Source organism: Nonomuraea sp. NPDC050547 (assembly GCF_044457345.1).
Taxonomy (GTDB): Bacteria; Actinomycetota; Actinomycetes; order Streptosporangiales; family Streptosporangiaceae; genus Nonomuraea.
Window position 1 is genome coordinate 225,530 of sequence record NZ_JBITGW010000013.1, and the last position, 23,257, is coordinate 248,786.

Below are 23,257 nucleotides of genomic sequence, written 5' to 3' on the forward strand. Positions count from 1 at the left end.
TATCGCACACTTGTCTCTTTGGTTATCGGTCGGCAGCATAGATCAAAGATCGCGCGCACAACACCGTCCACCGGGATGCGGCAATAGGGGGAAACTCATTTCTCATTCCTTTGTCAGGGAATTATCCGGCCGCTGGGCCGCCGAATGGGCGCGGCCGATCCGCAAGGAGTACCGCGACGGCACGGATCGAGCGGTGAGCCCGGCCGCGACCCTCGAACGGGTGTCGCCCGCCATGGCCGTCGCCGGAATCACCCGCGTGGCGAACGTGACCGGAATGGACCGGATCGGGATCCCGGTCTGGTGCGCGATCCGCCCCGCCTCGCGCAGCCTGGCCGTCTCGCAGGGCAAGGGCGTCACGGCCGAGGCCGCGAAGGTGTCCGCGATCATGGAGTCGCTCGAACTGTGGCACGCCGAGACCCACCACCTCCCCCTCCGCTACGACAGCTTCCGCGCGCTGGCCGCCGGCGGCGCGGCCGTACTCGACCCGATGACCCTCGTACGCTGCCCGTGCAGCGGGTACGCCCCGGACCGCGCGATGCGCTGGGTACACGGCTGGGACCTGATGAAACGTGAGCCGGTCTGGGTGCCGTACGAGGCGGTGCACTGCGACTGGCGGGTGCCGATCGCGCCGGGCGACCACTCCGTGCAGAACGGCTCCAACGGCCTGGCCTCCGGCAACAGCCTCATCGAGGCCGCCGTCCACGCCCTGTGCGAGCTCGTCGAACGTGACGCCATCGTCGCCGCGCAGGACGCCGGCGACATGTTCGCCGCACGGCGGATGGTGCGGCCGGAGTCGATCACCGACAGCGGCTGCCAGGCGCTGCTCGAACGCTTCCGTCAGGCCGGGATCGACGTGCTGATCTGGGACCTGACCTCGGAGATCGGGGCGCCCGTCTTCAACTGCCTGGCCGTGGAGACCGACACGCCCTGGTACCACCCGCTGCCCCAGACACAGGGCTCCGGCTGCCATCCGCGCCGGGCCATCGCGCTGTCGCGCGCCCTCACCGAGGCGGCGCAGGCCAGGGCGACGGTGATCGTGGGGTCGCGCGACGACATCGGCCGCGAGCGGCAGACCTGGTACTTCGACCCCGACCAGCGGCGCGCCGTCGGCGACGCGACCGGCGACCGCCCCGCGCACGACTACACAGAAGCGCCCGACGTCGACCACCCGACGACCAACGAAGACCTGGACTGGCTGGTGGCCCGGCTGGAGGCCACCGGAGCGACCTCGGCCGTGGTGGTCGATCTGACGATCGACGATCTGGGTGTGCCGGTGGTCAAGGCGGTCGTGCCCGGAATGCGGTGGCGGCCATGGGAAGAGTGAGAGCGGCCGACCGGCGTCCGCCGGTGGTGTTCCTGGGGCCCACGCTGCCGGTCGAGGAGGCCGCGCGCATCCTGCCCGCCGACTACCGCCCGCCCGCCGAGCTCGGCAGCGTCTACCGCGCGGCCCGCGAGCGCCCGGCCGCCATCGGGATCGTGGACGGGTACTTCGAGCGCGTCCCCGCCGTCTGGCACAAGGAGATCCTCTACGCCCTCTCACTCGGCATCAGGGTGTACGGCGCGGCCAGCATGGGCGCGCTGCGGGCCGCCGAGCTGGCCCCGTTCGGCATGATCCCGGTGGGCGAGGTGGCGGAGCAGTACCGCCTGGGTCTCCTGACCGACGACGACGAGGTGGCGGTGCTGCACGCCCCGGCGCAGGGTGGATACCGCCCGATGTCCGAACCCATGGTCAACATCAGGGCGACGCTGGCGGCGGCCGTACGGGAGGAGATCCTCGACGCGGACGCCGCCGCGGCGCTGGCGGCACGCGCGAAGGACATGTACTACCCCGACCGGGACTGGGCGGCGCTCCTCGCCGCCGAATCCGAGGCCGCCGAATCCGGGAGCGCCGGGTCCGGGGCCGCCGCGCACCTCGACCGGCTGCGCGCGTGGCTGCCCGGGGGCGCGCTGGACCAGAAGAGGCTGGACGCCGAGCGGCTGCTGGCCGAGATGGGACGGTGGCTCCGGACGGGAGCCGGCCCGCCCCCGACACCGGCGTGGCCGTTCGAGCAGACGGAGAACTGGGGGGAACTCGTCGTGGGCGACGGGAACCCGCCGTCGGGAGCGGCCCACGGTGACAGGCGAAAGGAGTCCAGGGCAGTGAACGGTGACAGCGAGAGGCAGGGGGACGGCTTGCCCGCCCGGAGGGCGATCCGCGCGGCCGAGGTGCCCCGGCGCCGGGCCGCGGACATCGGTGACGTGCGAGAGCTCGAACGGGCACGCCGGCCGGTCCTCCTCGAAGGCGCCCTGGACGGCTGGCCGGCCCTGGACCGCTGGAACCCCGGCTACTTCCGCGAGCGGGTCGGGGCGACGCGGGTGCCGGTCGAGTTCTACCCGTCCGGCTCCTACTACGGCAGCTGGGTGCATTCCCATCTGCGCATGGACCGCTACCTCGACCTCCTCACCTCACCCGGGGAGGCGGAGCGCTGCTACCTCGCCCAGGCACCGCTGCTGGACCTGCTGCCGGAGCTGGCGGACGACCTGTCGGTCCCCGGCTGCCTGACCGGGGCGCCGGAGCTGGGGCTGGCGTTCTTCCTGGGCCGCGACACGGTGACCGCGCTGCACTACCACAGCACGGAACAGGCCCTGCTGTGCCAGGTGAGCGGGGCCAAGGACGTGCTGCTGTATCCGCCGGAGGACCATCGGTTCCTGAACTTCCATCCGTGGTACTCCTACCGCTTCAACTTCAGCCGGATCGACTTCTCCGCCGTGTCGGAGGGGCCGGGCTCGCCGCTGCGGTGCACCGTACGGGCGGGTGAGGCGCTCTACATCCCCCTTTACTGGGGGCACCTCGTCGAAGGGCCGGGCACGACGTCGTCGGTGACGTTCTTCTGGCAGCCCACCACCGGGCGCACCCGGCCCGCGCCCGGCATGCGGCTGCGGTCCGCCCTGGGCGGGGCCGTACGTCGCCGCTTCGTGAGCCCGTTCGGCGAGGCGTTCAACCGCCGTTTCGGTCTGGGCTGACCCGCCCGTACCCCGACAGCCACTCCTCCAGGACCGTCAGCCTGGTCCTGACCTCCGCCGGCGCGTCCTCTCCCGGAGCCAGCAGCCCGAGCTCGCGGCACAGCGGGTACTCGCCGGCCGCGCCGGGGAGCTCGCCGGAGGCCGGGGGAGGGGGCGTGGCGGGGAGGGCGTCGCGGGCGGCCCGTGGGACGAGCGAGATCAGCAACCTGTTGCGTCGCAGGTGGGGCGTCGGCCGGCGGGCGTCGTAGCGGGCGCTCTGGGGTAGCCGCGGCGCCCACGCGGCGAAGCCGGGGTCGAGGAACGGCGCCGCGCGCGGAACCGGCGCCGCGGCGGCCACCGCGGCCGGGTGCGGGCCGGCGAAGCGTGCCATGCGAGCCCGCACGCACGCGCGGACCGGGTCACGCTCGCCGGCCAGATCTTCGGCCAGCCGGCCGACCCAGCCGGCCGTCCAGGCCTCCACGTGGGCGCGCAGTTCCGGCGCCAGCACACGCGGCGGCCCACCCAGCACCCGCGCGAACGGCGCCTGGGCCAGGTGGAGGCGGGCACGCAGCCGCCGGGCCGCCGGGCCCCGTCCCAGCGCGGCGGCGGCGTCCGCGAGCGCCGCGGCGACACCCTCCGCCTGCCACCGGTCGGCCAGTCCGCGGCCCGCCGCCCGCACATCCGTCAACCCGGAGGGGCCGGCTTGAAGAAGCTCTTCGCAGCCGTCCGCGGTGAGGATCACGGTCGCCCCGAGCTGCTCCGCCCTGGCCTCGGCCGCCCGTACCAACGGGGTCCGCGCGAGATCGGGCGCGACGGGATTCCACCCGTCGCGACCCCCGCGGCCCTCCTCCTGCGGGGTACGGTCCCAGGATCCGCGGCCGGGCAGCCGGTCGGCCTCGGCCAGGAGGAAGCGGTGGCGCCCGCCGAGAAGCGCGATGGCCTGCTGAGCCGGCACCGCCACGCTCGCGCCCCGAGGGTCGGGATGGTCGGCCACCACGACGGCCACCTCGGCCCCCAGCTCCCTCCCGGCCGTGTCCGCCGCCGCCAGCAACGCCGTCGCGCCCAGGCTCCCGTCGTGCAGGACGGCCACCGTCCGGTGGGGCCCGACGGCCCGGCGGACGGCCTCCGCGAGCCGCTCGCCCAGCTCACGCGCATCGGCCGGGCCCCGCTCGTCCGGGCCGGTCTCCACCCGCGACGAGGCCGGATAGACCCCCAGCACCAGCGACGGACGCGACAGGTACAACGCTAGCGCGGCCACGTCGACCCTGCCGGGAGCGCTCACCGGAACGCCCGGGACGGCCCGGGTCACGCCGTCGCCCCGATCCCGGCCGCGCTCGCCCCGCGCTCCTCCGCGCCGCGCAGCCACAGCTCCACCGCGCTGGCCGTGGCCACCTCGAACGTGTCCCGGCACCGCGTCCGCCAGTCCGGCCGCAGCAGCCCCCGCTCCACGGCCAGCGAAGGTTCCACGCGCGTCAGCCGCCAGTACCGGGAGTACGACCGCGAGCCGCGCTGCCGGTACGGCGGCAGAACGGAGCCGATCCCGTCCGGAAGCAAGTCCGTGACCAGGTGTTTCCTGCGCAGGTACTCGTTCTCGTAGGCCGAGGAGTAACGGGCGTCCGCGGGCAGGTGCAGGGCGTACTCGGCGAAGGCCGGGTCGTAGAAGGGGGCGGCCTCGGGCAGTTCGGTGGCCGGTACCACGACGTCGTACGGGAAGGTGCGGTGGATCATCAGCGCCTCGGCCCAGGACATGCCCGCCTCGGCCGCGATCCTCGCCGACTCCCGCCGGTAGTCCCGCTCCCAGGCGCACGCCGCCTCGTGGACCTCGTCGGTCAGCAGAGCCGAGCCGGGTTCGCGTGTCCGCTGCGGCCAGGCCGTCGGCCAGTAGAGGGCGGAGGAGATCCCCCGGTGCAGCCCTCCGGCGAGCACGGCCGTCAGCTCCCGCAGGGGAGGCCCGCCGCCGGCCGCGGCGTCCTTGAGATAGGCGGCCAGATCGCCGAAGGCGCCCCGGCCGGCCAGCCGCGCGGCCATGTAACCGGGCGCCTCCAGCAGTTGGTCGGCGCCGCTGCCGTGGAGCAGGACCTGCGCGCCCGCGTCGGCGGCGAGCTCGGCCATCCCGCGGTGCAGCCGGGGGAAGCCGTCGAAGCGCGGGCCGTGCTCGCACCAGTCCGGCTCCGGCCAGCGGCGGGGGGCCGTGTCCACGCGCAGGTGGAGGCAGCGCAGCCCGAGGAAGTCCAGCAGCCGGTCCACGACCACCTTGGGGCGGCGGCCCCGGTCGTCCGGGATGTCCATGGTGACGGTCAGCAGCCGGCGGCCGGTACGGCGGCAGAGCCGGGCGGTGACGGCGAGCAGCGCGGCGGAGTCGAGCCCGCCCGAGGTGGCGACCGCCACGTGCTCCCGGTCGCCGATCGCCCGCTCGACCGCGGCTTCGAGCCGGTCGCGCAGTTCGCCGGGGCGGGCGTGGCCACGGGGCCGGGGCGGCGCGTGCCGTACGCGCTCGAGACCGGCCCACGGCGCGGCGGGGAACAGGTCGGTGCTCAGCGCCGGCCAGGTGAACCAGGTGGCCAGCGCGGCCAGGGAGTAGGAGGAACTCGCGGCGCGTTCCGGGCCGGTCTCCCGGTAGGCCGGGCCGGTCACGAACGGCGCGAGCCTGCCGGGGGCGGCGACGTAGCGGAAGGACGGACGCTCCCCGGCCGCGGTCGGCGGCGGTGTCAGGTCCGTGTCCTGGGGGCTGGTCATGTGGGCCTCCCTGCGAGGTGGAACGCGAGCTGGCGGCCAACCACCCGGGCGAGCCGGATCCGGTTGGCGGGGCTGGTGATGCCGTGGCCCTCGCCGGAGAGCACCAGGCAGTGGTGGGGACGGCGATGCTCGGTGAGCGCGGCGGCCATGGCGGTCGCGTGGGTATAGGGGACCAGCGGGTCGTCCCGGCCGTGCACCAGCAGCACCGGCGTATGACAGCCGGCGGCGTGGGTGAGGGGCGAGCGGGCGCGCAGGCGGCCGGCGTCGTCGTCCGGGTCGCCCACGCGGTGCAGGAAATGCGCCCGCTCGTGGTGCGACGACCCCTTCACGTGCCGCAGGAAGGCCACCAGGTCGGTGGGCGCGCACACGGCCACGGCCAGCGCGAAGGCCTTCGGCCGGGCGGTCGCGGCCATGAGCGCCGCGTACCCGCCGTACGACTGCCCCATGATGGCCACCCGGTCCGGGTCGAGGTGCCCTTCCGCGACGGCCCAGCTCAGTGTGTCCTCCAGGTCGTCGTGCATCGCGCCGCCCCAGTCGGCACGGCCGAGGTCCAGGAAACGCGTGCCGTACCCCTCCGAGCCGCGGAAGTTGACCCGCAGCGACGCGTACCCCAGCTCAGCGAGCCACTGGGCCTGCGCGGACAGGCCCCACACGTCGCGCGACCACGGGCCGCCGTGCACGAGCAGCACACCGGGGTACGGCGGCGCGCCCCCGGCCGGGGTGACCAGGTAGCCGTCGAGCACCAGGCCGTCACGCGCGGGAACGGCCACGGCGGCGGTGGGCGCGAGCGCCCGCGGGTTCGTCCTGCGGGCGAGGCGCGGCTTCGGGAGCCCCGGGGTGAAGGGGAGCGCGGTGCCGTCGCCGCGGTTCCACAACAGGTGCCGGGGCGCGGACGCGCCGTCGTCGAGCCGGACGAGCCAGACGGTGTTGTCCCTGGTCAGGCCCACGAGGTCGAGCTCGCCCGGATGGCGGGAGGTGAGCTCGGACAGGTCCGCGGCCGGCTCGGGGCCGAGCGCCCGGAGACCCTGGCGGGCTCCCGACACCAGCGCCAGCTGCGGGACGCGCGTCGCCGGATGCAGCACGACGTCCAGGTCGTGCCCGCCGTCCTCCAGAACGATCCGCGTCCTGCCGGTACGCAGGTCCAGCAGGCGTACGCCGAGGAACCCGTCGCGGCAGGGGCCGGACAGGTAGAGGCCCAGCCCGTCCGCGGTGACGTCGACGGGGTGGGTGACCAGGGAGCCGGGCGGGCGGGCTCGCCACACCTCGTGCCAGGTGTCCGCCTCCGCCGCGTACACGGTGAGGGAGCCGTCCTCGTCGCGGGCGGTGGCCGCGCACGGCCGGTCACCGGCGTCGCTGAACAGGCGTCCGGCCGTGCCGGGCGCGGGTACGCGGCGTGCCGGCCCGCTGGGCGAGGACAGGAGGTGCCACGCCGCTCGTCCGTGCGCGTCGGTGCCGCCCAGCAGCAGGCTTCGGCGCCGCGGCTGGTCGCGGTCCACGACGTGGATCCGGCCGAGGCCCTCCGGCGTGACGTCGTCCGTCCGTCCGGTGGCCTCGTCGTGGACGATCACCCGTTCGGTACGGCCGGCCACGACCGCGAGCAGCGCGCCGCTCCCGGGCAGCCAGGCGTGATCCACGATCCGGCCACGGCCGGGCCGGAGCGCGCGCACGCCGTGTTCCCGGCGCCAGACGAACAGGCCCCGCTTCTGCTCGCTCTGCCAGCTCACCGCCCGGCCGTCGGGTGACAGGGCGAGGTTGACGGCCGGTTCCGCGCCGAACCACCTGCGTGCCGGGCCGTTCATGCTAGGCGGCGCTCACCGGCTCGGCGCCGGCTTCCAGCGCGCCCGCCACCCACCGCTCCACGTTGCGCACCACGATGGGCAGCCGTGGATGGACCCGTTCCAGGTCGAGCCGGTCCATGGGCTGGATCAGCCCCAGTTCCTCGATCAGCGGCGGCTCCTCGGGCAGCACGTCGAGCACGTAGCGCCGGAAGGCGTCGGAGTAGCTCTGCTTGTAGCCCGGCAGCATCGGGCGCAGCGCGGCGGGCAGCAGCCGCAGGTGCAACGCCTTGTACCACTGGTACGGGTACGGCCCCTCGGCCCGGAACCGGGTGGCCGGCGGCAGCCCGAAGGCGTAGCGCACGAACAGCTCGTCCACGAACGGCGAGCGCTGCCGGATCGGAGCTCCGAGCGGATGCGCGTCGTAGGCCCAGGGGAAGATGGAGTCACGCAGGCTGGCCGTCGTCCAGTCGCCGCCCGCCTCCCTGAACGACTCGAACCTGTCCGCCAGCCAGCCCTCGGTCCAGCCTTGGACCGACTCGCGGTAGCCGTCCGTGAGCACCGACGGGCGCCCGCTGTTGACGACGTCGCGCAGCGCGGTCGCCACGTACAGCTGGAAGGAGAGGTGCGGCGGCAGCCGTCGTGCCGCGATCGCGGCGGCCTCGCCCGCCACCTCCACCAGGGAGTCGGCCTGGCCGAAGCTCGTGAGGTAGCTGCGCAGGTCCCGCCACCTGCGCCCGCGTGCCAGCGAGGCGGACAGGTGGTTCCAGGCGCCGAGCACCTCGTCGCCGCCCTGGCCGCTGAGCAGGACGCTCGCCCCGATGTCGGCGGCGTGATCCACGGTGGCCTGGTGCAGGCGCGTGTAGTAGTCGTGGCGGGGGCCGAGCGGCGACCACCGCGGCTCGGGCAGCGCGTGCCACTCGGCGGGCAGGACGTGCAGGTCGCAGGAGATGTCCACGGCCTGGAGCTGGCGGTGGACGAGGGAGGCGGTGGCCTTGCCGAACTGGTCGCGCAGGTTCCACACGACCGCGCTCAGCCGGCGTCCCTCCCGCCGCGTCTGGCGCCAGGCGTGCGCGAAGACGGCCCACGAGTCCATGCCACCCGAGAGCAGGACCACGGCGGACTCCGCGTCGCCGAGACAGCGCGAGACGGCCGCGGCGAACTCCTCGCCCAGTGCCGCGTCGTCGGTGGAGCCCAGCGGGGGAAGGTCGAGGGGTGGGCGGTGCCGTACCACGCCCTCCCAGGGGCTCTCGGGCGGGAACTCCGCCTCGAACGGCAGCCCGTCCAGAAGCAGCGCCAGTCGTTCCAGTGAGAACCGCTTCGCCGAGGTGACCAGGCGCAGCGGATCACGGTCGAGCGCGCCGTCCTCCGGCCGCAAGTAGAGGGGCTCGGACAGAGCGTCCGAAACCCCTCCAGTCATGCTGGTCTCTGATCGCAAGGAACAGTTACCGGCTCTTGTTCAGCATCTTGCGGGATGCCCGGAACGTTGACCAGAACTCGGATACCGCCCGGACATTGCGGCGGACGGCCGATTCTTTCGGCTGCACGGCGTTGGCGACGAGAAGATTGCCGCCGCATCGGCGTACGCCACCACAGCTGTCACGTGGCAGGTCGCTGTGCCCCATTTCGTACCTCCTATCGGTGCGAATTTCGAGGCCGATTCTTAGAAATAGCGGTAATAGCGTCAACGATGAACATTTATCCTTATTGAGTGGTCTGATCAGGGCGACTTGCGGTGCGTATGGTGAGACGATCGCCCGGTACGCCATGCGCGGGGAGGGACCACTTTTGCCCGGGTTACTGCATGACGTCCTCGCCCGGAGGGCGGCCGCCCACCCGGCGGCGCCGGCGTTCACCGTCGACGGGGTGGGCACACTCGACTACCTGAGCTGGCACCTGGGTGCGCGGCGGGTCGCGGCGGGGCTCGCCGCCCGCGGCGCGCGGCCGGGGGAGCGGGTGGTGCTCGCCTTCGAGGACGGCGACTGGCTCCGTTTCGCCACCTGCTTCATGGGCGTGCTGGCGGCGGGCGGGGTGGCCGTTCCGGTACGCGCGCCCCTCCCTCTGCCGCACCTGTCGGCCACCGCCGCCCGGGTGGGCGCGGCCGGTCTGGTCGCCGGGGAAGAGCATCAGGGGGCGGCGTTCGGCGGATGGGTGGCGACCGCCGCCGACCTGACCGCCACGCCGCCTTCGCCGGAGACGGCGCGTCGCGCGGAATCGGATCCGGCGGCGGTGATCCTCACCTCCGGCACCACCGGCGCGGCCAAAGCCGTGCTGAGCAGCCACGTCTCCCTCACCGACGACTGGCCGCAGGACGACGACGTACCGGCGGCCCAGCTCAACGCCCTGTTCACCTCCGTGGCGATCGGCACGAACGCGGCGCAGTCCGTGCTCAAGAGCTGCCTGATCAACGGCGTGCACGTGGTGCTCGGCCAGCCGTTCGCGCCGGAACGGCTGGCCGAGCTGATCGACGAGCATCGGGTGAGCGCCATGAGCCTGGTGCCGACCACCGCGCGGCTCGCCGTGGCCGCGCTGCGCGGGCAGGGCCGCGCACCGGCGCGGATCCGGTCGGTGGTGTCGTCCTCGGCTCCGCTGGACCAGCCCACCGTGGACGGCCTCGCCGAGGTGTTCCCGCGGGCGGAGATCTTCAACGTCTACACGATCGCCGAGGGAGGCTCCGGGCTTCAGCACCGGTGCCGGCCCGGCCACCCGCCCGCGCTCGGCCGGCTCGGCCGGGACGCGCGCGTGGTGGACGGCACGGGCCGCGACGTGGCCCCCGGGCGGGTGGGGGAGCTCTGGCTCCGCGACACCGGCCCGGCGCTGAGCTACCTGGAGCCGGCGGGCACCGCCGAGACGGGCACGCGTTACCTGGACGACGGCTGGATCGCGACCGGCGACCTGTGCCGGCTCGGCGACGACGCCCTGGTGTACTTCGTGGAACGAGCCGACGACGTCATCGTCTCCGGCGGGCTGAACATCGCCTCCGCGACGGTCGAGGCCGCGCTGCGCACCCATCCGGCCGTCCGGGAGGTGGCCGTGTTCGGGGTGCCGCACGCCGCGCTCGGCCGGGCCGTCGCCGCGGCGGTCGTCCTGGAGACGCCCGGCGAACAGGCTGCCGGGCTGCGCGAGCACTGCGCGCAAGGGCTGCCGGGCAGTCACGTGCCGGTGGACATCGTGCTGCTGGACGAACTGCCCGTCACCCCCAACGGCAAGGTCCGCAAACGGCTGCTGGCCGAGGACTACGCGGGCGCGCGCCGGACCGAGGTGGCGGCGGCGCCGGCTCCCGGCGACGAGGTGGAAAGGACGGTCTTCGCCGCCTTCCGCGCCACCCTGGCCGCCGGGCCGATCCAGCGGGACAGCGACTTCTTCCGGCTGGGCGGTCACTCCCTGCTGGCCACGCGGCTCGCCGCCGAGCTGGAACGCCGCACCGGGCGGAGCGTCAAACCCGCGCTGGTCCTGCGCCATCCCCGGGCCGGAGACCTGTCCGACGCCCTGCGCCGGTCATGGCTCACGCCGTGATTCGCGCCTTGCACGGCGGCCCGTAGCCGTATCAGAGCGATGTCAGGTCCGTGTTGGGGCGCGGAGCCAGACTTCCCGGCATGAACACAGCAATGCGGCCCCCGGCCGAAAAGGAAGGCTTCGTCGCGAAGCTCCTCGCCGACCGCCACTCCGTCCCGTTCTCCATCGCGCTGCACCTGGTGCCCGGCGCGTTCATCGTCGCCGTGTACGCGTTCGTCGCCGCCCCCCTGGTCCGGGCGACCGGTTACCCGATCTTCATGGCCTGGGCCATCGCCCTCGCGGCCGTGCTCTTCCCGCTCCAGATGTTCCTGCTGTGGCTGGGCAAGAAGCAGACCGGCCGCTTCACGATGAAGGGCGTCGTCCGCCACCACGACAGGCCGCTCTCGCGCCGCAAGGTCTTCTGGCTCGGGGCCGCGTGCCTCGTGTGGATGACCGTCGTCTCGCTCTCGCTGACCCCGCTGGACAACATCGTCTACGACTGGTTCTTCACCTGGGTGAACTACCAGGGCGCCGGCCCCGACGGCACCGCCTACCTCCAGGGCTACTCGCCGGACCTCGTGCTCACCACGCTGCTCATCTGCGCGCCGTTCACCGGTTTCACCCTGCCCCTGATCGAGGAGTACTACTTCCGCGGCTTCCTGCTGCCCCGCCTCCCGCAGCTCGGCAAGTGGGCCCCGTTCTTCAACACCTTCTTCTTCTCCGTGTACCACTTCTGGGCCCCTTGGACGGTCCTGTCGAAGCTCGTCTTCCTCTACCCGGGCGTCTGGCTCGCCTGGAAGGAGAAGGACATCCGCGTCTCGATCGCCATGCACCCCGGCTCGGCGCTGCTGATGACCGTGGTGGGCGTCATCGCCCTCGCCTCCGGTTACACGCTGTGAGAACCGCCCTCCCGCCCGGCGGCTCTCACCGCTCTTCCTCGACGGTGACGGCGGCGGGCGGGTCGGTAAATGACTGATAGGTCATTTGGTCGCCATCTCCTCTTGACATAGAGCCATGCATGCAAAAAAGTAAATGGTGATTAGTGTCTGGAGGAGAGCGATGCGCGTCAGTGTGCTCGGTGTGGGGATGATCCCCTTCACCAAACCCGGAGCGAGCGAGCCGTACGACGTCATGGGGGAGAAGGCGGCCAGGGCCGCCCTCGCCGATGCCGGGATCGGCTACGACCAGGTCCAGCAGGCCTACGTCGGCTACGTCTACGGCGATTCCACCAGCGGGCAGGCCGCGCTCTACGGCCTCGGCCAGAGCGGCATCCCGATCGTCAACGTCAACAACAACTGCTCGACCGGCTCCTCGGCGCTCTGGCTGGCCAGGCAGGCGGTGGCCGCCGGCGCGGTCGACTGCGTGCTGGCTCTCGGCTTCGAGCAGATGCGCAAGGGCGCGCTGCGATCGGTGTGGGACGACCGCCCCCAGCCGATGTCGCGCAGCGCGATGACCATGGTCGGCATCCAGGGCGCCGACGAGAAGGCGCCCTTCGCCGCCCAGTACTTCGGCGGCGCCGGCCGTACCTACGCCGAGCGGTACGGCACCCGCCCCGAGACGTTCGCGAAGATCTCGGTCAAGGCCCGCAGGCACGCGGCGCACAACCCGTACGCCGTCTTCCGCGACCCGCTCACCGAGGAGGAGGTGATGGCCTCCCCGCACATCTACGGGCCGCTGACCAGGCTTCAGTGCTGCCCGCCCACCTGCGGGGCCGCGGCGGCCGTACTGTGCTCGGATGATTTCGCCCGGCGTCACGGACTTGTCCCGGACGTCGCGATCAGGGCGCAGGCGCTGACGACCGACACCGCCAGCACGTTCGACGAGCGCGACATGATGAAGGTCGTCGGCTACGACATGACCGCGAACGCCGCGCGCTCCGTCTACGAGAGCGCCGGCGTCGGTCCCGAGGACATCGGGGTCGTCGAGCTGCACGACTGCTTCACCGCCAACGAACTGATCACCTACGAGGCGCTGGGGCTGACGCCCGAGGGCACCGCCGAGCGGTTCGTCGTGGACGGCGACAACACCTATGGCGGGCGGGTGGTCACCAACCCCAGCGGCGGGTTGCTGTCCAAGGGACACCCTCTGGGCGCGACGGGTCTCGCGCAGTGCGCCGAGCTGGTCTGGCAGCTGCGGGGACAGGCCGGCGCACGCCAGGTCGACGGGGTACGGCTGGCGCTGCAGCACAACCTGGGCCTCGGCGGCGCCTGCGTCGTCTCGCTCTACGAGAAGGTGACATGAGCACCGTCGAGGTCGAGCGCGGCAGGCTGCGCTTCTTCGCCGAGGCCACCGGCCAGAGCGACCCGCTCTACACCGACGTCGAGACGGCCGTGAAGGCCGGGCACCCCGACCTGCCGGTGCCGCCGACGTTCCTGTTCTGCCTGGAGATGGAGTGCCGGGACGACCCGTTCGCCTTCCTGTCCGAGCTGGGCATCGACCTGCGCAAGGTGCTCCACGGCGAGCAGGGCTTCACCTACCACGCCATGGCTCACGCGGGCGACACGCTGACCTTCGACAGCGCGCTCACCGGCGACTACACCAAACGGGGAGGCGCGCTGCGCTTCCTGGTCAGGACCACCACGGTGACACGTGACGGCGAGCCGATCGCCGACCTGACGAACACGATCGTGGTGACCTCATGAGGCTCGAACTCCCGGCGATCAGCCGGACGACGCTGGCGCTGTACGCGGGCGCCTCAGGCGATCACAATCCCATGCACATCGACCTGGACGTCGCGCGCGGCGCGGGCGCGCCCGACGTCTTCGCCCACGGCATGCTGTCGATGGCCTACCTCGGACGGTTGCTGACCGGCCTGGTTCCGCAGGAGCGCATCCGCTCCTACGCGGTGCGCTTCACCGCCATCACCCCTCTGTACGGCAGGCCGATCTGCGAGGCCACCGTGACCCGCGCCGAAGACGGGCTGACCCACCTCGACCTGACGGTCACCCTGGACGACGGCACCCTCACGCTCAAAGGCCAGGCGATCATCGAAGGAGCACTGTGAAGCTGAACGGCAAAGCCGCCATCGTCACCGGATCGGGCCGGGGCATCGGCCGCGCGATCGCGTTGAAGCTGGCCGCGGAAGGCGCGTCGGTCGTGGTCAACGACCTGGACGCCGAGCCCGCCGAGGAGACGGTCGCGGCGATCAAGGCGGCCGGCGGGGCGGCGGTCGCCTGCCCCGGCAGCGTCACCGAGCCCGGTATCGGCGAGCGGATGGTGGACACCTGCGCCGAGTCGTTCGGCGCCCTCGACATCATCGTCAACAACGCCGGCTACACCTGGGACAACGTCGTGCAGAAGATGTCCGACGATCAGTGGGACGCCATCCTCGACGTCCATCTGAAGGCGCCGTTCCGGATTCTCCGGGCGGCGCAGCCGTACCTGAAAGCCCATCCCGTCGAGCACCACCGCAAGGTGGTGAACATCTCCTCGATCGCGGGCCTCGGCGGCAACGCCGGTCAGGCCAACTACGCGGCGGCCAAGGCGGGCGTGGTCGGCCTGACCAAGACCATGGCCAAGGAGTGGGGCCGCTACCGGGTCAACGTCAACGCGGTGGCGTTCGGCCTCATCGAGACCAGGCTGACCCAGGACGCCTCGATCGAGGTCGAGGGCCAGGAGATCAAGGTCGGCGTGAACGCGAACCTGATGGCGACGCTGAAACTGATGATCCCGCTCGGCCGCGGCGGCACGCCGGAAGAGGCGGCGGGCTCGGTGTTCCTGCTCTGCCTGCCCGAATCCGACTACGTCAGCGGGCAGGTCCTCGTCTGCGGCGGCGGCTATGAGTAGCGATCTGCTACGCGAGACGGCACGCGCGTTCCTCGAGGCCGAGGCCGTGCCGCACCTGGAACGCTGGGAGGCCCAGCACCACGTCGACCGCGACTTCTGGCTCAAGGCGGGCGAGGTCGGGCTGTTGTGCTGCTCGATCCCCGAGGAGTACGGCGGAGGCGGCGGCACCTTCGCCGACGACCTGGCGGTCCTGCAGGAGCAGGCCAGGATCGGCGACTCGGGCTGGGGCAACGCGGTGCACAGCGGCATCGTCGCGCACTACATCCTGGCCTACGGCACCGAGGAGCAGAAGCGGCGCTGGCTGCCGCCCATGGCCACGGGCGAGGTCGTGGGCGCTGTGGCGATGACCGAACCGGACGCCGGGTCCGACCTGCGCGGCATCCGGACGAAGGCGGTGCGCGACGGCGACGACTACGTGGTCACCGGGTCCAAGACCTTCATCTCCAACGGCGGCTGCGCCGACCTGGTCATCGTGGTGGCCCAGACCGGCAACGGCATCTCCTTGATCGTCGTGGAGCACGGCTTCCGGCGCGGTCGGGTGCTCGACAAGATCGGCATGCCTGCCGCGGACACCTCCGAGCTGTTCTTCGACGAGGTCAGGGTGCCCGCGGCGAATCTGCTGGGCGTCGAGGGGCGAGGACTCGGCCACCTCATGCAGCAGCTCCCGCAGGAACGGCTGATCATCGCCGTGGTCGCGGTGACCGTAGCCGAGCGGGCGCTGGAGGAGACCGTCGCCTACGTGAAGGAGCGGCAGGCGTTCGGCCAGTCGCTGATGGCGATGCAGAACACCCGCTTCGAGCTGGCCGAATGCGCCACCCTGACCCGGGTGGGCCGGGTGTTCGCCGACTCGTGCGTCGAGCTGCACCTGCGCGGCGAGCTCGACGCCACCACCGCCTCCATGGCCAAGTGGTGGCTCACGGAGGTGGAGTGCCAGGTCGTCGACCGATGCCTGCAGCTGTTCGGGGGATACGGCTACATGCGCGAGTACCCGATCGCGCGCATGTACGCCGACGCGCGCGTCCAGAAGATCTACGGCGGCGCGAACGAGGTCATGAAGGAACTCATCGCCAGATCCCTGTAGGAGCACGACATGTACCTGACCCAAGGGCTGCATCGGGCCCTTCAGCAACGCCCCGACAGCCCTCACACCGTCTTCGGCGACAGAACCCGCACCGTGCGCGAGTCGGCGGACCGCGTCGCCAGGCTGGCGGCCGCGTTGCGCGCGCTCGGCGTCGCGGCGGGCGACCGGGTGGCGACGCTCGCGCTCAACTCCGACCGCTTCCACGAGTACCTGCTGGCCACGTGGTGGATCGGCGCTGTGGTGAACCCGGTGAACATCCGCTGGGCGCCGCCGGAGATCCGCTACTCGCTGGAGGAGTCGGACTCCCGGGTGCTCCTGGTGGACGACGCGTTCGCCGCCGTGGCGCCCATGCTCGCCGACGTACTCGACGTCGTCATCCACTGCGGTGAACGGCCCGCCCCCGACGGCATGCTCGCCTACGAGGACCTGCTCGCCGCCCACGAGCCGATCGAGGACTCGCGTACGGGCGGTGACACGCTGGCCGGGATCTTCTACACCGGCGGCACCACCGGCTTCCCCAAGGGCGTCATGCTCAGCCACGGCAACATGATCACTTCGGCGATGGGCAGCCAGGCGGGCGGCAGCTTCACCGTCCCGGGCGGGCGGCTCCTGCACGCCGCGCCGATGTTCCACCTGGCCGCCCTGTCCGCGTGGACAGCGCAGAACCTCGTCGGCGGCACCCACGTCATCATCCCCATGTTCGAGCCCGTGGCCGTCATGAAGGCGATCGAGACCCACCGGGCCGACAGCGGCGTCCTGGTCCCGGCGATGATCCAGCTCGTCGTCGACCACCCCGCGCTGGACGAGCACGACCTGTCCGGCTTCAAGACCATCCTGTACGGCGCCTCGCCCATCCCCACGTCCCTGCTCACGCGGGCCATGAACGCCTTCCCCAGCGCCGGGTTCGTCCAGGCCTTCGGCATGACCGAACTGTCGCCCGTGGCCACGCTCCTCACCGCCGCCGACCACCGCGACGGAACCAAGCTGCGCTCCGGCGGCCGGGCGGCCCCGCACGCCGAAGTCCGCATCGTCGACCCCGAGGGCCGGGAGGTGCCCCGCGGAACGGTCGGCGAGGTGGTGGTGCGCGGCGGCCACGTCATGCTCGGCTACTGGGACAAACCCCAGGAGACCGCCCAGGCGCTGCGCGACGGATGGATGCATACCGGCGACGGCGCCTACATGGACGAGGACGGATACGTCTACATCGTCGACCGGCTCAAAGACATGATCGTCTCCGGCGGAGAGAACGTCTACTCCGCCGAGGTGGAGAACGCCCTCGCCCAGCACCCCTCCGTCGCCGCCTGCGCCGTGATCGGCGTGCCCGACGCCGAATGGGGCGAGCGCGTGCACGCCGTCGTGGTGCTCAAAGCCGGTTGTACGGCAAGCTCCGAAGATCTCCGGGCGCACGCCAAGACCCTGATCGCCGGGTACAAGGCTCCGCGCAGCGCCGAATTCGTCAGCGAACTGCCCCTCTCCTCCGCGGGAAAGATCCTCAAGCGTGAGCTACGCCGGCCGTACTGGGAAGGCGCCGACAGGGCGGTCACCTGAGACAATCGGCGCGATGACCACGACCAGGCGGCGCCCGCGCGACCGCAAGCAGCAGATTCTCACCGCGGCTCTTGATCACTTCCATCGGTCCGGCTTCCACGCCACCGGCATGGACGAGATCGCCAAGGCCGTCGGCATCACCGCGGGCGCGCTCTACCGCCACTTCAGGGGCAAGCAGGAGCTCCTCGGCCAGGTCGTCCTCGACGGACTGGCCAGGCTCGACGCCGCCCTGGCCGAGGCCACGCCGGACGAGATCGTGGTCACGCTCGCCCGCTACGTGCTCGACCACCGCCAGCTCGGCGTGTTGTGGCGGCGGGAGGCCAGGCACCTCTCCGCCGCCCAGGCCGTCGGGGTGCGCGAGCATCAGCGGGCGATCCACCGACGCGTCGCCGGGCTGCTCGACCGGCCACGGGACGAGGCGGACCTGCTGGCCTGGGCGGTGCTGAGCGCGCTGTCCAGCCCCTCCTACCACGCCGTCGAGCTGCCCAGGGCGCGCTACGAGAGCCTGATGGCGGAGATCGGGCAGGTGCTGAGCCACACCTCCCGGCTGCGCCCGGCGCCGGCAGGCGAGGTGAGGAAGAGCGCCGGGCTGGCCCGCGCCTCGCGCAGGGAGACGCTGCTCGCCGCGGCCACCACGCTGTTCCACGAGCGCGGCTACCAGGCGGTCGGCATGGAGGACATCGGCGCGGCGGCGGGGATCGCGGGACCCAGCGTGTACAACCACTTCGGCAGCAAGGCCGAGATCCTCATCACCGCGCTCAACCGGGCCAACGACGGACTGCAGCTGGCCTTGGGCCAGGCGCTGACGTCCAGCTCCGGCCCGCGCGAGGCCCTGGAGGCGGTGCTGCGTTCCTACGTCGACAACACCCTGGCGCACAGCGAGCTCAACGCGATGCTGGTCACCGAGGTCATGCACCTGCCCGGTGAGCAGCTCCGCGCCATGCGCCGCGCCCAGCACGACTACATCATCGAATGGGTCGGCCTGCTGTCCGCCCAACGCCCCGAGCTGACCCAGGACGAGGCCAGGGTGCTCGTCCAGAGTGCGATGACCCTGGTCAACGATCTGTCCTTGAGCACCAGGGCCCGCTCCCGCGCGCACCTGGCCGGCGAGCTGACGGGGCTGTCGCTCGACGTACTGGGCGTGTGAATCGTCAGCCGCGCCGGTGCCGGGGCAGCAGCAAGCCGACCGCCGCGAGGGCGAGGCCGAGCCCGGCCGCCACGAGGAAGACCAGGCTGTAGCCGGCGGCGAGGGCGGCGGGCGAGGAGCTTCCGCCGCCCTCCGAGGCGGCCCTGGCGCCGGCGGCCGTCGCGAGCACCGCCAGGCCGATCGCCCCGCCCACCTGACCGGCGGTCTGGGCCAGCCCGCCGATGATCCCCGCGTCACTCTCCGGACCGTCGGCGGTCGCCACCGCCATGAGGGTGGGGAAGGTCAGCCCGATGCCGGCCGCGACGAGCAGTGTGGGCCCGAGCACGCCGGTGACGTAGCCGCTGCCGGCGTGGGCCAGGGAGAGCCAGCCGAAACCGGCCACGAAGAGGGCGCTGCCGATCAGCACCGGAGGGCGCGGACCGGTACGCGGCAGCAGGGGCGCGGCCCATCGCGCGGTCACCATGAACATCACCGCCGCGGGCGTCTGCCCGAGCCCCGCCTGCAGCGCGCTGAAGCCGAGTACGTTCTGCTGGAACAGCGAGGTGAAGTACCACATCGCGATGGCGATCCCGCCGAACAGCAGCAGCATGCCGTTGCCGACCGCCACCGCCCGGACCCTGAACAGCCGCAGGGGCATCATCGGCCGGGTGGCGAAACGCGCCTCCACCGCGGCGAAGACGACGAGCAGGAGCAGGCCCGCCACCACCGGCCCCACGACCGGCCCGGACGACCAGCCGTGATCGGCGCTCCCCATCACACCGTAGACGAGCGCCGCCAGGCCGGCCGTCCCGGTGACCGCGCCGGTGAGGTCCAGCGACTGCCGCCGGGTCCGCGTGGCGGCCAGTGAGAGCAGGGCGGCGACGATCAGTACCGCCCCGATCGGCACGTTGATGAGGAGGACCCACCGCCACGACAGGCCGGTGGTGATGGCGCCGCCCGCGAGCGCGCCGACCATTCCGCCGACACCGCCCGCGGCGGACCACGCGCCGAACGCCTTGGCCCGCGCACCCGGCTCGGTGAAGGAGGTGTTGATCACGGCCAGCGTCGCCGGAGCCATCATGGCGGCGCCGGCGCCCTGTACGAGGCGGGCCGCCACCAGGACCTCCGGAGCGGTTGCCAGGCCGCCGGCCAGGCTGGCGGCGGAGAAGACGAACAGCCCGGCGACCAGCGTCCGGCGCGGGCCGAACAGGTCGGCGGCGCGGCCGCCCGGCAGCATGAGGCCGGCGAAGGTGAGCAGGTAGCCGTTCACCACCCAGGCCAGGCCGGTGGGAGTGAAGCCGAGGTCCCGGCGGACGGAGGGCAAGGCGACGTTGATGATGGACGCGTCCAGGATGACCATGAACTGGCAGGCGCACGCCAGCGAAAGGATCATCCAGGCGAGGCCGGCCCGCCGGGTCGCGGTGCCGGTCACGCGGTCTGGGAGGTGGTCGCGGCGAGGGCTTCCCCGTCATCGGCGGGGCGGAGCCTGATCGTGATCTGGGCCAGCCGACGGCCCTGGTACCTGGCCGCTTCCAGCGCCGCGGCGTCCGGGCCGTCCCCGCTCGGGCCGCTCGCGAACGACGTGCCGTACGGATTGCCGCCGGCGGCGTACACGACTGGATCGGTGAACCCGGGCGGCACGATCAGCGACCCCCAGTGGTAGAAGACGTTGCCCAGCGACAAGATCGTGGCCTCGCTGCCGCCGTGCCGGTGGAACGCCGAGGTGAAGGCGGTCACGGGCTTGTCGGACAGCCCGCCTCCGTGCCACAGCCCGACGGCCTGGTCGATGAACAGCTTGAGCTGCGCGGCCGGCGCGCCGAACCGGGTCGGCGTCCCGAACGCGAACGCGTCGGCCCACGCCAGATCCTCCACCTCGGCGATCGGCCCGGCCTGAGGCTCCTGGTCAATGGCGCCGTCGGGCGCCAGTTCCGCGACCCGTCGCAGCCGCACCTCGGCCCCGGCCGAGGCGGCGCCCTCGGCGACCGCCTGCGCGAGCGCGCGCACACTGCCTGTCGCGCTGTAGTAGATGACGGCGACCTTCACGGTCATGCCCGGCTCCTCGTTGTCGGCTACGATTAATTATGCGCATAATAGTTATGCGGATAACTAAACTGTCAAGGAGGAGCCATGGACTTCGAGCGGGCTGACGCGCTCAACCAGGCCATTCGCTTGCTGAGCCTGCGCCACCGGGCCAGGGCCGCGGCGCTGCTGGATCCGCTCGGCCTGCATCCGGGCCAGGAGGCGCTCCTGCTCGAACTCGACCGGACAGGACCGATGATCCAGGCCCAGCTCAGCGAGGCGCTCGGCTGCGAGCCGCCCAGCGTCACGCTCATGAGCCGCAAACTCGAAGCGGGCGGCCACATCCGGCGCACGCCCGCCCCCACCGACAAGCGCGCCAGCGTCGTCGAGCTCACCGACAGCGGCAAGGCTCTGGTCGGCCAGATCAAGCGACTCTGGGTCGCCCTGGCGGAGGAGACCGTGGACGGCCTGCCCGCCGGCACGGTGGCGGAACTACCCGGCATCCTCACCACCCTGACCGCCAACGTGGACACCAGGCGCCCCCGTCACCGGCCCGTCGATCAGGCCGGTGACTACGAACCGAGCGCGTCGGCGTGGGTTCGCGAGCACGTCGAGCGGATCATGCGCACCGGCACCACCGACGGCGTGACGATCCGTGGCCTGCCCACCGTGCTGCTGACCTACCGGGGCGCCAAGACCGGCAAGATGCGCAAGACGCCGCTGATGCGTGTCGAGCACGACGGGCACTACGCGGCTGTGGCCTCCCTGGGTGGCGCGCCGGCCAACCCGCAGTGGTATTCGAGCCTGGTCGCCGGGCCGGACATCTCGCTTCAGGACGGCGCGGTGACCGGGGAGTACCGGGCCCGCGAGGTGTTCGGGGAGGAAAAGGCCCTCTGGTGGCGCCGGGCGGTGGCCGCGTACCCGGACTATGCCGACTACCAGCGCAAGACCGACCGTCAGATCCCGGTCTTCGTCCTCGAACCGGTCGTCAGGCCGGGCACGGGCACGTCATGAGCGTATGGGCGATGGCGTGGATGGCCGGGCGGTGATCGCCGGACTCGTGTCCGCCTTCACCGCCCTGGGACACATCGGCCCGCTGGATCACGGGCCACGTTCTCGACGTCATGGGCGGCTGTTTCCTGGGCCCGGCGTCGGGGTGAAAAGCCCGTCGAGATGAGCTCCCAGCAGGCCGATGGCCACCTGGGGCGTGTGCTGTCCGGCGAGTACGGCCGACTGGAGGCCGGTGACCAACGCCAGGCAGATGGGCGCCGCCCTGCCCGGATCCACGTCCGGCCGGAGTTCGCCTGCCTGGGCGGCCTCGCGGAACTTGGCGGTGATCAGATCGTGCAGGGCTCCCGCGTGGGCGAGGCCGGTCGGTGCCAGGTGCGGCTCGGTGAGCGTGAGGGTGTAGTGGGCGGTGTAGGCCAGCACGATGCGGCGGCCCTCCTCGTCGGTGGGCAGGAGTGCCGTCATCGCGTCGCGGAGATAGGAGCGGGGAGTGGCCGAGCCGGCCACGGCATGGGCCATCCGCCTGCCCAGCTGGGTGCCGAGGCGCTGGAGGACGGCGCGCAGCAGTTCCTCTTTGGTCTGGAAGTAGTACTGCACGAGGCGCAGTGAGACGCCGGCTTCGGCGGCCACCTCCCGCATGCTGGCCGCGTGCAGTCCGCGGGTGGCGGCGATGGTGACCATCGCTTCGGCGATCTGGTGGCGGCGCTCTTCATGGCTGACCTTGCTCGACACACATCCATGATACACATGTATCAAGAATGGTGTTCGGGAAAGGATGAAGCATGGAGCGCATTGGTCGTTTCCGGAGCGATTCGGCGAGGCGGAAGTATCTCGCGGACTACGACGCGGAGATCCGCGCCTGGCCGGAGCCGCTGGAGGCGCTCGACGTGGGCACGAGCTACGGCACCACGCGCCTGTACCGCACGGGCGCGGCGGAGGGGCTGCCGGTGGTGTTCCTGCCGGGTATGGGGGGAAACGCGCTGGGGTGGCGCTACAGCAGCGGTCCCGTCGGCGCGGCCCATCCGGTCTACCTCGTCGACCCGCTCGGGGCCGTCGGCCGCAGTGTGCAGACCCGGGCCCTCACCGGGCGAAGCGACCTCGTGCGCTGGCTGACGGAGACGCTCGACGGGATCGGCGCGCCCGCCGTCTACCTTGTCGGCTTCTCCTATGGCGGCTGGCAGTCGCTGCTGACCGCCATACACGCCCCCGAGCGGGTGGCGGGAATGACGCTGCTGGACCCCGCGGCCTTCCGCGTGGCCGACTTCCGGCACTACGCCTGGGCCATCGCCTGCGGCCTCGGGCTGTACCTGCCATCGCCGCTGCGGCGCGCACTGGCCGGCATGTTGTACACCGACTCGGTGAACCGGCCCGAGGACATGCGAACCGCGGTCTTCGGCTCGTACGTGTACGAGACGGCGCTGCCGGCCATGGTTCCGCTCACCGACGCGGAACTCGCCGCCGTTTCCGTGCCGGCGTGCATTCTGTTCGGCGCGCACAGCACCATGCAGGACTCCGCGCACGAGGCCCGCCGGCTGGCCGAGGTCCTGCCCTCGGCCGAGGTGGAGCTGGTGCCGGGCACCGGGCACTCGATCGCGCTGGACGTGCCCGAACTGTGCAATTCCAGGATCCTCCGCCACGCGGCCCGCGTCGCCCTGTGAGGTCAGGCCGGAGCCTCTTCTCAAAAACTAAGTCTCAAAATAG

20 protein-coding genes and 1 pseudogene are annotated in these 23,257 nt (G+C 72.1%); 14 read left to right on the forward strand and 7 right to left on the reverse strand.

Features of this window, described 5'->3' with window-relative positions; translation table 11 throughout:
• Positions 1–193: 193 nt before the first annotated feature.
• Complete coding sequence (locus ACIBHY_RS31135; protein WP_397244172.1) at positions 194–1,324, forward strand: YcaO-like family protein; 1,131 nt, start codon at positions 194–196, stop codon at positions 1,322–1,324.
• Positions 1,312–3,003, forward strand: coding sequence for a TfuA-like protein (locus tag ACIBHY_RS31140; RefSeq protein ID WP_397308541.1), 1,692 nt, complete (start codon positions 1,312–1,314; stop codon positions 3,001–3,003). Before ACIBHY_RS31135 ends, ACIBHY_RS31140 begins: the two co-directional genes overlap by 13 nt.
• Here the strand turns inward: ACIBHY_RS31140 and ACIBHY_RS31145 are convergent.
• The 4 genes from ACIBHY_RS31145 to ACIBHY_RS31160 are packed head-to-tail and all read right to left on the reverse strand — an operon-like array spanning position 2,978 to position 8,913.
• Positions 2,978–4,291: a hypothetical protein gene (locus tag ACIBHY_RS31145; RefSeq protein ID WP_397308542.1), complete on the reverse strand. Its 1,314-nt coding sequence runs from the start codon at positions 4,289–4,291 to the stop codon at positions 2,978–2,980. The two genes, ACIBHY_RS31140 and ACIBHY_RS31145, sit on opposite strands and share 26 nt — an antisense overlap.
• The gene (locus ACIBHY_RS31150) at positions 4,288–5,718 is read right to left on the reverse strand and encodes an asparagine synthase-related protein (protein ID WP_397244166.1); all 1,431 of its coding nucleotides are present in this window, start codon (positions 5,716–5,718) and stop codon (positions 4,288–4,290) included. Before ACIBHY_RS31150 ends, ACIBHY_RS31145 begins: the two co-directional genes overlap by 4 nt.
• Positions 5,715–7,517, reverse strand: a complete 1,803-nt coding sequence (locus ACIBHY_RS31155; RefSeq protein WP_397308543.1) for an alpha/beta hydrolase family protein — start codon at positions 7,515–7,517, stop codon at positions 5,715–5,717. Before ACIBHY_RS31155 ends, ACIBHY_RS31150 begins: the two co-directional genes overlap by 4 nt.
• 1 nt (position 7,518) lies before the next feature.
• Entirely contained in the window at positions 7,519–8,913 is a 1,395-nt protein-coding gene (locus ACIBHY_RS31160; protein ID WP_397308544.1) for an asparagine synthase-related protein, read from the reverse strand.
• Positions 8,914–9,281: 368 nt separating this feature from the next.
• On the opposite strand from ACIBHY_RS31160, the gene ACIBHY_RS31165 reads away from it, so the two are divergent.
• From ACIBHY_RS31165 to ACIBHY_RS31205, 9 genes are all read left to right on the forward strand, one after another.
• On the forward strand, positions 9,282–11,009 hold the full coding sequence (locus ACIBHY_RS31165) for an AMP-binding protein (protein WP_397308545.1): 1,728 nt from the start codon (positions 9,282–9,284) through the stop codon (positions 11,007–11,009).
• Between the two features lie 80 nt (positions 11,010–11,089).
• A complete protein-coding gene (locus ACIBHY_RS31170; RefSeq protein ID WP_397308546.1) occupies positions 11,090–11,887 on the forward strand; it encodes a type II CAAX prenyl endopeptidase Rce1 family protein in 798 nt (265 codons plus the stop codon).
• 160 nt (positions 11,888–12,047) lie between these two features.
• Positions 12,048–13,229 carry a lipid-transfer protein gene (locus tag ACIBHY_RS31175; RefSeq protein ID WP_397244156.1) on the forward strand — a complete coding sequence of 394 codons (1,182 nt, stop codon included), beginning with the start codon at positions 12,048–12,050 and terminating at the stop codon, positions 13,227–13,229.
• Positions 13,226–13,630, forward strand: coding sequence for a MaoC family dehydratase N-terminal domain-containing protein (locus ACIBHY_RS31180; RefSeq protein WP_397244154.1), 405 nt, complete (start codon positions 13,226–13,228; stop codon positions 13,628–13,630). Before ACIBHY_RS31175 ends, ACIBHY_RS31180 begins: the two co-directional genes overlap by 4 nt.
• Positions 13,627–13,992 carry a MaoC/PaaZ C-terminal domain-containing protein gene (locus ACIBHY_RS31185; RefSeq protein ID WP_397244152.1) on the forward strand — a complete coding sequence of 122 codons (366 nt, stop codon included), beginning with the start codon at positions 13,627–13,629 and terminating at the stop codon, positions 13,990–13,992. Before ACIBHY_RS31180 ends, ACIBHY_RS31185 begins: the two co-directional genes overlap by 4 nt.
• Entirely contained in the window at positions 13,989–14,774 is a 786-nt protein-coding gene (locus ACIBHY_RS31190) for an SDR family NAD(P)-dependent oxidoreductase (protein ID WP_397244149.1), read from the forward strand. Before ACIBHY_RS31185 ends, ACIBHY_RS31190 begins: the two co-directional genes overlap by 4 nt.
• Positions 14,767–15,855: an acyl-CoA dehydrogenase family protein gene (locus tag ACIBHY_RS31195; protein ID WP_397244147.1), complete on the forward strand. Its 1,089-nt coding sequence runs from the start codon at positions 14,767–14,769 to the stop codon at positions 15,853–15,855. The genes ACIBHY_RS31190 and ACIBHY_RS31195 overlap by 8 nt, the downstream gene beginning before the upstream one ends.
• A gap of 9 nt (positions 15,856–15,864) precedes the next feature.
• The gene (locus tag ACIBHY_RS31200; RefSeq protein WP_397308547.1) at positions 15,865–17,403 is read left to right on the forward strand and encodes a long-chain fatty acid--CoA ligase; all 1,539 of its coding nucleotides are present in this window, start codon (positions 15,865–15,867) and stop codon (positions 17,401–17,403) included.
• 13 nt (positions 17,404–17,416) lie between these two features.
• On the forward strand, positions 17,417–18,550 hold the full coding sequence (locus ACIBHY_RS31205; protein ID WP_397244143.1) for a TetR/AcrR family transcriptional regulator: 1,134 nt from the start codon (positions 17,417–17,419) through the stop codon (positions 18,548–18,550).
• Positions 18,551–18,554: 4 nt separating this feature from the next.
• Here ACIBHY_RS31205 and ACIBHY_RS31210 read toward each other — a convergent pair whose 3' ends face one another.
• Positions 18,555–19,961 (reverse strand): MFS transporter, encoded by a 1,407-nt coding sequence (locus ACIBHY_RS31210; protein ID WP_397308548.1) that lies wholly within the window; start codon positions 19,959–19,961, stop codon positions 18,555–18,557.
• Entirely contained in the window at positions 19,958–20,578 is a 621-nt protein-coding gene (gene wrbA, locus ACIBHY_RS31215) for an NAD(P)H:quinone oxidoreductase (RefSeq protein ID WP_397308549.1), read from the reverse strand. The genes ACIBHY_RS31210 and wrbA overlap by 4 nt, the downstream gene beginning before the upstream one ends.
• A 78-nt stretch (positions 20,579–20,656) precedes the next feature.
• Here wrbA and ACIBHY_RS31220 point away from each other — a divergent pair.
• Together ACIBHY_RS31220 and ACIBHY_RS31225 are read left to right on the forward strand one after the other, a co-directional pair.
• Positions 20,657–20,914: pseudogene (locus ACIBHY_RS31220) on the forward strand (MarR family winged helix-turn-helix transcriptional regulator); the annotation flags it as partial.
• A gap of 159 nt (positions 20,915–21,073) precedes the next feature.
• The gene (locus ACIBHY_RS31225) at positions 21,074–21,562 is read left to right on the forward strand and encodes a nitroreductase family deazaflavin-dependent oxidoreductase (protein WP_397308625.1); all 489 of its coding nucleotides are present in this window, start codon (positions 21,074–21,076) and stop codon (positions 21,560–21,562) included.
• Positions 21,563–21,670: 108 nt separating this feature from the next.
• On the opposite strand, the gene ACIBHY_RS31230 is transcribed toward ACIBHY_RS31225, so the two are convergent.
• Positions 21,671–22,288, reverse strand: a complete 618-nt coding sequence (locus ACIBHY_RS31230; RefSeq protein ID WP_397244137.1) for a TetR/AcrR family transcriptional regulator — start codon at positions 22,286–22,288, stop codon at positions 21,671–21,673.
• Positions 22,289–22,338: 50 nt separating this feature from the next.
• On the opposite strand from ACIBHY_RS31230, the gene ACIBHY_RS31235 reads away from it, so the two are divergent.
• Positions 22,339–23,214, forward strand: a complete 876-nt coding sequence (locus tag ACIBHY_RS31235; protein WP_397308550.1) for an alpha/beta fold hydrolase — start codon at positions 22,339–22,341, stop codon at positions 23,212–23,214.
• The last annotated feature ends 43 nt before the right edge of the window (positions 23,215–23,257 follow it).

Bases quoted from the DNA above. Each gene is read 5' to 3' on its own strand.
- ACIBHY_RS31195 (WP_397244147.1), top strand. From the start codon at position 14,767: ATGAGTAGCGATCTGCTACGCGAGACGGCACGCGCGTTCCTCGAGGCC.
- ACIBHY_RS31155 (WP_397308543.1), bottom strand. From the start codon at position 7,517: ATGAACGGCCCGGCACGCAGGTGGTTCGGCGCGGAACCGGCCGTCAAC.
- ACIBHY_RS31205 (WP_397244143.1), top strand. From the start codon at position 17,417: ATGACCACGACCAGGCGGCGCCCGCGCGACCGCAAGCAGCAGATTCTC.
- ACIBHY_RS31200 (WP_397308547.1), top strand. From the start codon at position 15,865: ATGTACCTGACCCAAGGGCTGCATCGGGCCCTTCAGCAACGCCCCGAC.
- ACIBHY_RS31180 (WP_397244154.1), top strand. From the start codon at position 13,226: ATGAGCACCGTCGAGGTCGAGCGCGGCAGGCTGCGCTTCTTCGCCGAG.
- ACIBHY_RS31185 (WP_397244152.1), top strand. From the start codon at position 13,627: ATGAGGCTCGAACTCCCGGCGATCAGCCGGACGACGCTGGCGCTGTAC.
- ACIBHY_RS31235 (WP_397308550.1), top strand. From the start codon at position 22,339: ATGGAGCGCATTGGTCGTTTCCGGAGCGATTCGGCGAGGCGGAAGTAT.
- ACIBHY_RS31175 (WP_397244156.1), top strand. From the start codon at position 12,048: ATGCGCGTCAGTGTGCTCGGTGTGGGGATGATCCCCTTCACCAAACCC.
- ACIBHY_RS31160 (WP_397308544.1), bottom strand. From the start codon at position 8,913: ATGACTGGAGGGGTTTCGGACGCTCTGTCCGAGCCCCTCTACTTGCGG.
- ACIBHY_RS31170 (WP_397308546.1), top strand. From the start codon at position 11,090: ATGAACACAGCAATGCGGCCCCCGGCCGAAAAGGAAGGCTTCGTCGCG.
- wrbA (WP_397308549.1), bottom strand. From the start codon at position 20,578: ATGACCGTGAAGGTCGCCGTCATCTACTACAGCGCGACAGGCAGTGTG.
- ACIBHY_RS31140 (WP_397308541.1), top strand. From the start codon at position 1,312: ATGGGAAGAGTGAGAGCGGCCGACCGGCGTCCGCCGGTGGTGTTCCTG.
- ACIBHY_RS31150 (WP_397244166.1), bottom strand. From the start codon at position 5,718: ATGACCAGCCCCCAGGACACGGACCTGACACCGCCGCCGACCGCGGCC.